The organism is Paenibacillus sp. P4_E11 (assembly GCF_056401635.1).
On sequence record NZ_JBFUIX010000530.1, the window covers coordinates 1 to 1,139 of the forward strand.

Annotated in this window: 1 protein-coding gene; it reads left to right on the forward strand. The window is 50.7% G+C overall.

Going from position 1 to position 1,139, the window contains the following annotated elements; all coding sequences use genetic code 11:
- Positions 1-78 precede the first annotated feature (78 nt).
- A partial coding sequence (locus tag AC1DWB_RS35770; RefSeq protein ID WP_477545809.1) for a sugar-binding domain-containing protein occupies positions 79-1,139 on the forward strand: 1,061 nt, incomplete at its 3' end.

Consider the following 1,139-nt stretch of genomic DNA (forward strand, 5'->3'; position numbering starts at 1 on the left):
GGACAACGGGGGAGCTCGCCCTACTATCAGACTCTGAACGGCGCTTGGAAGTTTACTTATCACGAGAGCGTCCAACTAGTGAGCGAACCGTTTTATGAACTGGGATATGATGCCGGTAATTGGGGGGAGCTCATCGTCCCTTCATGTTGGCAGACGAATGGCTATGATCAGCTCCATTACACGAATATCAAGTATCCGATCCCTTTCGACCCTCCTTATGTACCTAATCGGAATCCAGCCGGTCTGTATATTCGTGATTTCCAATTGTCTGGAAATTGGGATGGCAAGTCCAAATACGTTGTCTTCGAAGGGGTCAACTCTTGTTTCTACCTTTGGGTTAACGGTACATTCGTTGGATACAGTCAAGGTAGTCGTGTGCCTGCGGAGTTCGACCTGACCCCTTATCTGCGTAGTGGAAACAACCGAATGGCCGTGATGGTGCTTAAGTGGTGCGATGGCACTTACTTGGAGGATCAGGACTTATGGAGGTTCTCCGGCATTTTCCGTGATGTGTATCTGTTGGCTAGAGATATGGTGCATGTCCGGGATGTGGAAGTGAAGCAGCAGTTCGCATCTGATTTGTCTACTGTCGAGCTGGAGATTGCGCTTACGTTGCAAGGAGCACAGGAAGTAAGAGCCGAGCTATACGATGCTAAGGGGAAGAAGGTTGACTCGGGTTCCGTAGCCGCAGAGGGAAGTGGAACGATACGTCTCGAGGTCGACCGTCCAACGCTGTGGAATGCGGAACAGCCTTACTTATACAGACTCTATGTCAGCTCGGGTACGGAGATGATTCCCTTAGCGATTGGACTTAGACGCATCGAGATCGTGAATGGCGTATTCCAGGTCAATGGGCGAGCTGTGAAGCTGAAGGGCGTCAACCGACATGATTCGCATCCGACGCTTGGTCAGACGATCCCCCTTGCTCATATGATCCAAGACTTACATTTAATGAAACGCCATAACATCAATACGATTCGGACGTCTCACTATCCGAACGATCCCCGTTTTCTGGAGCTGTGCGATGAATACGGTTTTTATGTGATAGACGAAGCGGATCTGGAATGCCACGGCGTAGTCACGGCCGGGAAGGGGACCTTCGTAAGGGTCGCTCGGCTTCGAGACTGGATGAATAGGCC